Origin of the sequence: Streptomyces sp. I05A-00742 (genome assembly GCF_013055795.1) — a bacterium.
Taxonomy (GTDB): Bacteria; Actinomycetota; Actinomycetes; order Streptomycetales; family Streptomycetaceae; genus Streptomyces.
The window spans coordinates 20,024-28,911 of sequence record NZ_JABETO010000056.1; the positions used below are offsets into that span (position 1 = coordinate 20,024).

The window sequence follows — 8,888 nt, forward strand, 5'->3', positions numbered from 1 at the left end:
GCCCGTCGGTGCCGGTCGAACAGCGCCACGTACCGGGCGGTGGCTGTCCACCCGTGATGTACGTGCCCCCGAGCTCCCCGCTCCGACAGACGACATCCCGCCTCTTGGGCGTTTTCGCGGAGAACGCCACCGCTGCCGCCTACGGACGGAACCGATGAGGACGACCGCGGGCGGGTGGGAGTCGCGGGGGCTGGGGCGGCTGCTCCGCTGGGGGCTTGCCGGGTGAGGTGGCGGGAATGCGGCACGGAGTGTCGAAGATCCGCATCATCTGCGGGAACGGAGCTGCTGTCCGCTCGTGGGCCATGCTTCAATAGGGGCATGGGCAGCCACCGGAACGCAGCGACGGGTCGCATCGACCTTGAGCCCTTCTGGCCTTCCCGCCAGCATCACGACTTCGACCGAGTGTGTTGTCGCGCGTGTCCTTCCGCGCAGGCCCATCTCTCCCGCTGACCCCGTCGAAGTCAGCCGTCGGCACCATTGCCGGCCAACGGCCCGCGCATCGCACGTCCTCTTCGACGTCCCCCGCGCGAAAGAGCTGAGCTCTCCATGTCGAACCTTCGTACGCTGACCGCTGCGGCCACTCCCTCCGCCGCCCCTTCCCTCCTCGCCCAGTCCCTCCCCACGCAGCGCCACCGCCTGCGCGCCGTCTCCCCCGACGACGCGCCGCCGGTCGCCGATCTGCTGCACCCCGGCGCGACCTGGCTGCCGGCCCCGCAGGAGGCCCTGCCGGTGCTGCCGGGGCGGCCTCCGATGGTCGGGTATCTGGTGCTCGTACCGGCCGACCGGCATCCGGCGGTGGCCTCCACGATCACCGAGGCCGCCGGGGCCGTGCCCGCCGGGCGGGGTGACGCCCTGGTGAGCATCGACCCCGAGCAGCGGACCGCGCGGGTCGCGGGAAGGCCGCTGGACCTCACGTACCTGGAGTTCGAGCTGCTGGCCCATCTCGTGGCCCATCCCCACCGGGTCCACACCCGCGACCAGTTGGTGACCACGGTGTGGGGCTACGGGCACGTGGGCGACGGCCGCACGGTGGACGTCCATGTGGCCAGGCTCCGCCGGAAGATGGGGGCGGAGCACCGGTCGTCGATCGTCACCGTGCGGCGGGTCGGTTACAAGTACGCACCCTTGTCGGTCTCCTGACGGGTCGTCACAGACTGCTCCGAGAGGTCCGGCAGCCGGCGCAGTGCGCGCGGCAGCCGCCAGCTGCGCTCGCCGAGCAGGGCGAGGACCGAGGGCAGCAGGACCATCCGTACGACCGTGGCGTCGAGCAGGACGGCGGCGGCGAGGCCGACGCCCATCTGCTGCATGTCCTGCATGGACAGGGTGGCGAAGACCCCGAAGACGGCGACCATGATGACGGCCGCGCCGGTGACGGCGCCGGCCGTCGAACGGATGCCGTCGCGGATGGCCTCGCGGGTGGCGAGGCCGGACTGCCGGGCCTCGCGGATCCGCGAGACGACGAAGACGTGGTAGTCCATCGACAGGCCGAACAGGACGACGAGCACGAACAGCGGCAGCCACGCCTCGACGGCGCCCGCCTTCTCCACGCCCAGCGCGGACGCGCCCCAGCCGTGCTGGAAGACGGCGGTCAGCACACCGTAGGCGGCGGCCACGGAGAGGAGATTGAGGAGGATCGACGCCGCCGCGACGTACACGGAGCGGAAGGAGAAGAGCATCAGCAGGAAGGTCACGACGGTGATGAAGAGGAAGACCGGCACGATGCCGCGGCCGAGCTGATCGGTGAAGTCGACGGACGACGCGAGCGGTCCGGTGACGACGGCCTCACGGGCCACGGGGTCCAGGGTCCTGGGCACCAGGTCCTCGCGGAGCGTCTCCAGGGCGCGCTCGGCGCGGCTGCCCGTGCCGTCCCCGGCGAGCGGCACCTGGATCTCGGCGACGTGCTGCCGGGGGTGCGGGGTGACGGTGACGCCCTTGCCGAACCGGCCGCTCTCGGCCGTCCGCCGGGTGAACTCCGCGACGGCCGCGGTGAACCGCGGTGATGTGACGTCGTCCGCCCTGACCACGACCTTCGCGGGGGCCGGGCCGCCCGGGAAGGTCGTGGTGATCCGCTCGTACGAGGTGCGCAGCGGGGCGTCGGAGGGCATCTGCCGGTCGAGGCCGAGCTGTTCGGTCTTCATGCCGAGGGCGGGCAGGGCGAGGACGAGCAGGACGGCGGTCGCCGCGGCGGCCATCAGCCCCGGGCGGCCCAGGACGGGCCTGAGCACCGCGCCGGAGATCCGTCCGCCCGCCCCCGGTCCACTCGTCCCCCGCCCGTCCGCCCGGCGGCCACCGGCCCGCCGGCCCACGAACGGCACCCGCCCCTTCGCGACCCGGTCGCCGAGCCAGGACAGCAGGGCGGGCAGGACGGTGACCGAGCCGGTCATGGCGATGAACACGACGAGGATGGTGGCGAGCGCGAACCCCTCGAAGAGCATCAGCCCGGACAGGAACATCCCGGCCATCGCGACCATCACGGTGAGCCCGGAGACCAGGACCGCCCGCCCACTGGTGGCCGCGGCGATGCGCAGCGCCGTCTCGGCGTCGCGGCCCGCGGCCCGTTCGTCGCGTTCCCGCCGCAGGTAGAAGAGGCAGTAGTCGACGCCCACGGCGAGGCCGATGAGCAGCATCACCGAGCCGGTGGTGGGCGAGATGTGCAGGGCGTGGCTGGCGAGGGCCAGCAGGCCGTTGGCGGCGACGAAGGCGGTGACGGCGAGGCCGACGGGCAGCAGGGCGGCGACCACCGCGCCGAAGACCACGAGCAGGATGCCGAGGGCCAGCGGGACGGCCGTCCACTCGGCCGTGGCGAAGTCCTCGCCGAGCATGTCGTCCAGCCACTTGCCGGCGACGGCGTCACCGTACTCGTCGAAGGTCAGGCGGGGGTGGGCCTTCCTGGCCTCGCCGACCGCGTCGACGACCGGTTGTACCCGGTCCCCGGCCGTCTTGGGGTCGCCCTTGATCTCGAACCGGATCAGGGCCGCCCGGCCGTCGGCGGAGGGCACCGGCGGCTTGACGCCGCCCGCCCTGCCCGTGGCCTCGATGGCCCGGGCGAGGCCGCCGGTGGCGGCGCGCCAGTCGCCTGGCGCGGGTCCGGAGACCATGACCATCTCCGTGGCGGGTTCCTCGATGCCCGCGTCGGCGAGGATCTGTTCGGCGCGGGCGGAGTCCCCGGCGCCCTGCTCGGCGTCGGTCATCTCGGCCGTCCCCGCCATGCCGCCGAGCACCGCCGCCAGGACGACGAGCAGCAGCCAGCCGAGGACCGCGGTCTTCCGGTGCCGGGCGCTCCAGAGGCCGAGGCGCGCGGCGAGGCCGCCGGCCGGGGGCGGGGTGCCGCCGGAGGGCTGCCGCCGGGGCCGGGACGGGCCGCCGCCGCCGGAGGGGAGGCGACCGTCCCCGGGAGGGGTGCCGCCGGGCCCGGAAGGGATCTGACCGTTCCCAAGAGGTATCTGATCGTTCCCAGGAGGCATCTGGCCGTTCCCAAGGGGCATCCGGCCGTTCCCAAGCGGCATCTGACCGTTCCCAGAAGGCAGGTGCCCAGGTCCCGAAGCAGTCCCCGCCGAAGAGTCGCCGGGCCGGACCGGGCCGTGCCCCCGGCCCCCAGGGGTGAGGTGTGTCGTCATGCCCCCGACGCTAGAAATCCGCGCCCCGCTCCCCCAGCCGTCCCGCACCCCTCTCCCCGGGCGGAAGGGCCAGGTGAGAGGGTGTTGCCAGGTACACCCCCGATGCGCTGGCTGCACCCCGTGACCGGCCCGGCGGCGGGACGGCAGACTGGGGGCCGACCGGGGGAAGGGCTCCCCGGCGGAACGGACGACGGGGGAGCACCCATGAAGATCGGCAGAGGGTTCACAGCGACAGCGAGGTCCGCGGGCCTGGCCTTCTGGGGACTCTTCGCGTCGATCCTCCTCTTCACGCTGGCTGTCGTCTCGATCTGTCTGATCCCCGCCGGCATCGGCGTCCTGACCACCCCGTACGCGCTCCGGGCCGTCCGGGCGTACGCCAACCAGCGCCGCGTCCAGTCCCTGGCGTGGGCGGGCATCCGCGTCCCCGCCCCCTACCGGCCGCTGCCCACCCGCAGCGGAATCCTGGGCCAGGCGGAGCGCTGCCAGGCCCTGCTCAAGGACAAGGCCACCTGGCGGGACCTCCAGTGGCTGCTGGTGGACATGACCGCGGGCTTCGCGCTGGCCATCCTGCCGGTAGCCCTCCTGGTCTACATGCCGTGGGGCATCGTGCTGGCGTGCGGCGTGTGGAAGCCCATCGTCAACGCCGGCGGGGGCGAGTGGTTCGCCTTCATCCACATCACCGGGCAGACCAGCGCCAACCTGGCGGCCGGTCTGGGCACCGTCTTCGCCGTCGTCGGCGTGCTCACCGCGCCGGCCCTGCTGCGCGCCAACTTCGTGCTGGCGAGCAAGCTGCTCCACCCCACCCACGAGCGGGAGATGGCGCTGCGCATCGAGCACCTGACGGAGACCCGGCACGACGCGGTGGACACCTCCGCCGCCGAGCTGCGCCGCATCGAGCGCGATCTGCACGACGGCGCGCAGGCCCGGCTGGTGGCCATGGGCATGAGCCTGGGCACCATCGAGGCGCTGGTGGAGAAGGACCCGGCGCAGGCCAAGCGGCTGATCGCCGCCGCCCGGGCGGACTCCGCCGAGGCGCTGACCGAACTGCGGGACCTCGTCCGCGGCATCCACCCGCCGGTGCTGGCCGAACGCGGGCTCGGCGACGCCGTACGGGCCCTGGCGCTGCGTATGCCGGTGCCGGTCGAGGCCGACGTGGACCTGCCCGGACGGGCCGCCGAACCGCTGGAGTCCGCCGCGTACTTCGCCGTCAGCGAGATCCTCACCAACGCCGTCAAGCACTCCGGGGCCGAACGGATCTGGCTGGACGTGCACCACGCCGACGGCATGCTGCGCATCGCCGTCACCGACAACGGGCGCGGCGGCGCCGACACCTCGGCCGGTACGGGTCTGCCGGGCGTCGAGCGGCGGCTCGGGGCGTTCGACGGGGTGCTGGCGGTCAGCAGCCCGGTGGGCGGGCCGACGCTGGTCACCATCGAGATCCCCTGCGCCCTCACCACCACCCGTCCGATGACGGCCCACTGACACGGTCACTGACACGGCCCTCTGACGCGGCCCTCTGACGCGGAGGGGCTCCGGGTGGGAGAGTGGGGCGCATGACCGACCCCTCCCCCAGGTCCCCCGAGTCCCCCGAGCCCGCCGTGTCCCCCCTGGTCGAGCTCCTCGGCCTGCGGCCGCACGTCGAGGGCGGCTGGTTCCGCGAGACGTGGCGGACGTCCGGCGGCACGGTTCCCGAGGGGTACCCGGGCCCCCGGCCCCACGCCACCGGCATCCACTTCCTGCTGCACCCGGGCGAGCGCTCCCGCTGGCACCGCGTCCGCTCGGACGAGCTGTGGCTGTGGCACCGCGGCGGCCCGCTCCGGATGCGTCTCGGCGGCGCCGGCGAGGGCCCGGACGGGGCGGGGGCCACGACGATGGTCCTCGGTCCCGCCGTCGAGGACGGACAGCGGCCCCAGCTGCTCGTCCCCGGCGGGGTCTGGCAGGCCGCGGAACCGGTGGGCGACGAACCGGTGCTGGTCTCCTGCGTGGTGGCCCCGGGGTTCGACTTCGACGACTTCACCCTGGCCTGACCACCCCCTCAGGAGGAGGGGGCGTTCCACCTCCCGATGAGGGACCATGGGACGACCACCGGGCCCGAGGGGGGCGCGGCCTGTCCTCTTTCCTGGAGCTGTTGTGCGTGTCGTCCTGGCCGAAGACCTCTTCCTGCTGCGCGACGGGCTGGTCCGGATGCTGGAGGCGTTCGGCTTCGAGGTCGTCGCGGCGGTCGAGAGCGGTCCCGAGCTGAGCCGGGCGCTGGCCGAACTCAAGCCGGACGTGGCGGTGGTGGACGTCCGACTGCCGCCGTCGTTCACCGACGAGGGCCTCCAGTGCGCCCTGGCCGCCCGGCGCGCCACCCCCGGGCTGCCCGTCCTCGTGCTGTCGCAGCACGTGGAGCAGTTGTACGCGCAGGAGCTGCTGGCGGACGGCACCGGCGGGGTCGGCTACCTGCTCAAGGACCGGGTCTTCGACGCCGAGCAGTTCGTCGACGCCGTCCGCCGGGTGGCGGCCGGGGGTACGGCGATGGACCCGCAGGTCATCTCGCAGTTGCTGACGCGGCGCTCCCAGGACGCGCCGATGGCCCGGCTGACGCCGCGCGAGCGGGAGGTCATCGAGCTGATGGCGGAGGGCCGGTCGAACGCGGCCATCGCGGAGCGGCTGGTCATCACCGAACGGGCGGTCGCGAAGCACACGTCCAACATTTTCGGGAAGCTGGGTCTTGCCCAGTCCGACGACGACAACCGGCGGGTGCTGGCGGTGCTGGCGTATCTGGACCGGGGGTGAGGCGGCGGGGCGCCCGCGGGAGACCGGAGGTCATGTTCCTGACGCGAAGCCGCCATCGGGGTGGCGCCGGGGCAACCCCCGTCCGATGATGGCCGGATGATCTCCGAGCCTTCCCAGACGTCATCCCGGTCCCGGCTGCCCCGCTTCGCCCCGGCGTACGTCGGCGGCGTCCAACTCGGCGCGTACGCGGCCCGGCGGCTGCTCACCCCGGCCCGGCGGGTCCGGCTGCTGCGCCGCTGCTCGACCAATGCCGACAATCTGGACGCGGGCCGCTGGGACACCCTGGCCACCAGCGCCGCGGTCGTCGAACACCCGATGGACCTCGGGTACGCCCTGCTGCTCCTGGCCGTCCTCGGCTATACGGAGTACGCGCACGGGGCGTGGTGGGCGGCGGGCACCTTCGCCTGGGGACACGTGGGCGCCTCGCTCCTCGTCTACGGCGGTCTGCGCGCCGTGCACGCCCGCTCCTCGACGCGCTCGGCCATAGATGTCGGTACCAGCTACGGCTTCAACGCGGTGGCGGGCGCCCTCGCCGTGACACTGCCCGCCGGGCGGCTGCGCACCGGCGCCTGCTCGGCCCTGCTGGCGCTCGGCATACGCCCGTTGGCCAGGAACCGCCCCGGCTTCACGGACGCGGGTCACCTGCTCGCCCTGCTGCTGGGCATGGGCCTGGGCGCGGCCCGCGGCCGGACCCTCGCACGGTAGTGCCGTCGCGGGCTCGGCTACCGTTCTCCACAATAAAAGTGGAAAGCAGAAAAACGCCCACGACATTGCCGAAGGCCGACAAGAGGGAGACGCGCGCATGCCGCAGTTCGATGCCTCGACCATCATCAACCTCCGCGACCTCGGCGGCATCGCGCTCGTGGGCAACTCCGCCGTCCGTCCGGGCCTGCTCCTCCGTTCCGGCCAGCTCGACCGGCACGACCCCGCCGCGGACCCGGCCGTGGCCGCGCTGGGCATCCGCACGGTGGTGGACCTCCGCAGCGAGAACGAGCGACGCGAGCGCCCGGACCAGCTGCCGCGGGGCGCCCGGCTGATCGTCGCCGACGTCCTGGCCGCCGGGGCGGCACCGGGCAGCGCCGCGATGCCCGCGCGCATCGAGTCGGTGCTCGGCAGCCCGGCCGCCGCGGACGAGCGGCTCGGCGGCGGCAAGGCGGAGAAGCTGATGTGCGAGTCGTACCGCGCGTTCGTGACCTCCGACGCCGCCTGCCGCGCCTACGGCCGGCTGCTGACCACCCTCGCCGAACCGGACTGCGGACCGCTCCTCTTCCACTGCACGGCCGGCAAGGACCGCACCGGCTGGGCGGCGACGGTGCTCCTGCTGCTGCTCGGGGCGGAGCAGGAGACCGCCGAGGAGGAGTACCTGGCGGTCGCACCCGCCGTACGGGCCGCGTTCGCGCCGATCGTGGACCGCTTCACGGAGGCCGGCGGCGACCCGGAGATCGCCTCCGCCATCTTCGGCGTCCGGCCGGGGTACCTGGCGGCGGCGCTGGAGGAGACGCACCGGCTGTACGGGTCGGTCGAGGGGTACGTACGGGTGGGCCTCGGCGTCCCGGACGCGGCAGTGAACCGGATCCGCGCGCGCTACGTGGCGTAGGCGCGGGAAAGGCCGCCCTGTGACGCAGACGTGAGGAGGGGGCCCGGCGCGCCATCGCCCACAGGGGTGAGGTGACCATCCCACCATTCACTCGTTCTACGGACGTGGAGCAGCAAGCGACAGCCGTTCGGCCCCCCGCCGACACCGCCACCCCCCTCGACATCGAGCAGGCCGAGGCCGCCCTCATCGAGCACTACCCGCGTCTGGTACGTCTGGGCTACCTCGTACTGCCACCGGCCCTCGGCCGCAACCGCAGGGTGCTCACGGCGCACGCGCTCGTCCAGCGGTCCCTGCCGCGCAACCGGGTGAGCCTCGTCGAGCACGTCGAGGAGCCCGTCCCGGCGCCCCGCGGGGCGGACGGGCAGCGGAGCGGCGACCCCGGGTACGCGTACGTCCGGCTGCGGGTGCTGCGCGGCGCTCTGGCGGCCGACCGTCCGCGCGGCCGGTTCGGGCTGCCGCGGCCCGGGCTGCTGCCGCCGCTGCTCCCGCAGGTGTGGGGGCTGCGGCTGTTCCCGCGCTCGGGGGGCGCCGACGAACTCGCCCTGGACCAGGCGCTCGGCCGCCTCTCGGCCCCCGGCCGGGCCGCCTTCGTGCTGCGCACGCTGGAGCTGCCGTCCGACCGGGAGGTCCGGACCCTGCTGACGGCCGCCGGGGTGGCCGAGCCGGGCGCGGCCCTCGCCGAGGCGGCGGCCGTCCAGGTGCCGCCCGGCAGCCGGGACGGCTCGCTGCTGGCGTCCGTGGAGTTCGACCCGTGCTCCCTCCAGGCCCGCCCCACCGACCTGATGCGCCGCCGCCAGCACCTGCGGGCCGCCGCCGCGGCGCTCGCGGCGGCCGTCGTCTGCGGGTCGCTGCTCGCCCTGCCCGGCGGCGGCTGGGGGCCCGACGGCGCGGCGGCC

Annotated in this window: 7 protein-coding genes and 1 pseudogene; 7 read left to right on the plus strand and 1 reads right to left on the minus strand. The window is 74.2% G+C overall.

Features of this window, described 5'->3' with window-relative positions:
- Positions 1-546 precede the first annotated feature (546 nt).
- Positions 547-1,140, plus strand: coding sequence for a winged helix-turn-helix domain-containing protein (locus HN013_RS30060; RefSeq protein ID WP_171171821.1), 594 nt, complete (start codon positions 547-549; stop codon positions 1,138-1,140).
- Here HN013_RS30060 and HN013_RS30065 read toward each other — a convergent pair.
- The gene (locus HN013_RS30065) at positions 1,110-3,464 is read right to left on the minus strand and encodes an MMPL family transporter (RefSeq protein ID WP_171171823.1); all 2,355 of its coding nucleotides are present in this window, start codon (positions 3,462-3,464) and stop codon (positions 1,110-1,112) included. The genes HN013_RS30060 and HN013_RS30065 overlap by 31 nt on opposite strands.
- 357 nt (positions 3,465-3,821) lie before the next feature.
- Here HN013_RS30065 and HN013_RS30070 point away from each other — a divergent pair, with 357 nt between their 5' ends.
- The 6 genes and pseudogenes from HN013_RS30070 to HN013_RS30095 all read left to right on the plus strand — a co-directional run.
- Entirely contained in the window at positions 3,822-5,099 is a 1,278-nt protein-coding gene (locus HN013_RS30070) for a sensor domain-containing protein (RefSeq protein ID WP_171171825.1), read from the plus strand.
- Positions 5,100-5,170: 71 nt separating this feature from the next.
- Positions 5,171-5,644: a cupin domain-containing protein gene (locus HN013_RS30075; protein ID WP_171171827.1), complete on the plus strand. Its 474-nt coding sequence runs from the start codon at positions 5,171-5,173 to the stop codon at positions 5,642-5,644.
- Between the two features lie 103 nt (positions 5,645-5,747).
- Positions 5,748-6,395, plus strand: a complete 648-nt coding sequence (locus tag HN013_RS30080) for a response regulator transcription factor (protein WP_171171829.1) — start codon at positions 5,748-5,750, stop codon at positions 6,393-6,395.
- Positions 6,396-6,491: 96 nt separating this feature from the next.
- A complete protein-coding gene (locus HN013_RS30085; RefSeq protein WP_249375607.1) occupies positions 6,492-7,100 on the plus strand; it encodes a rhomboid-like protein in 609 nt (202 codons plus the stop codon).
- A 97-nt stretch (positions 7,101-7,197) separates the two neighbouring features.
- On the plus strand, positions 7,198-7,992 hold the full coding sequence (locus HN013_RS30090) for a tyrosine-protein phosphatase (RefSeq protein ID WP_171171831.1): 795 nt from the start codon (positions 7,198-7,200) through the stop codon (positions 7,990-7,992).
- A gap of 104 nt (positions 7,993-8,096) precedes the next feature.
- Positions 8,097-8,888: pseudogene (locus tag HN013_RS30095) on the plus strand (hypothetical protein); the annotation flags it as partial.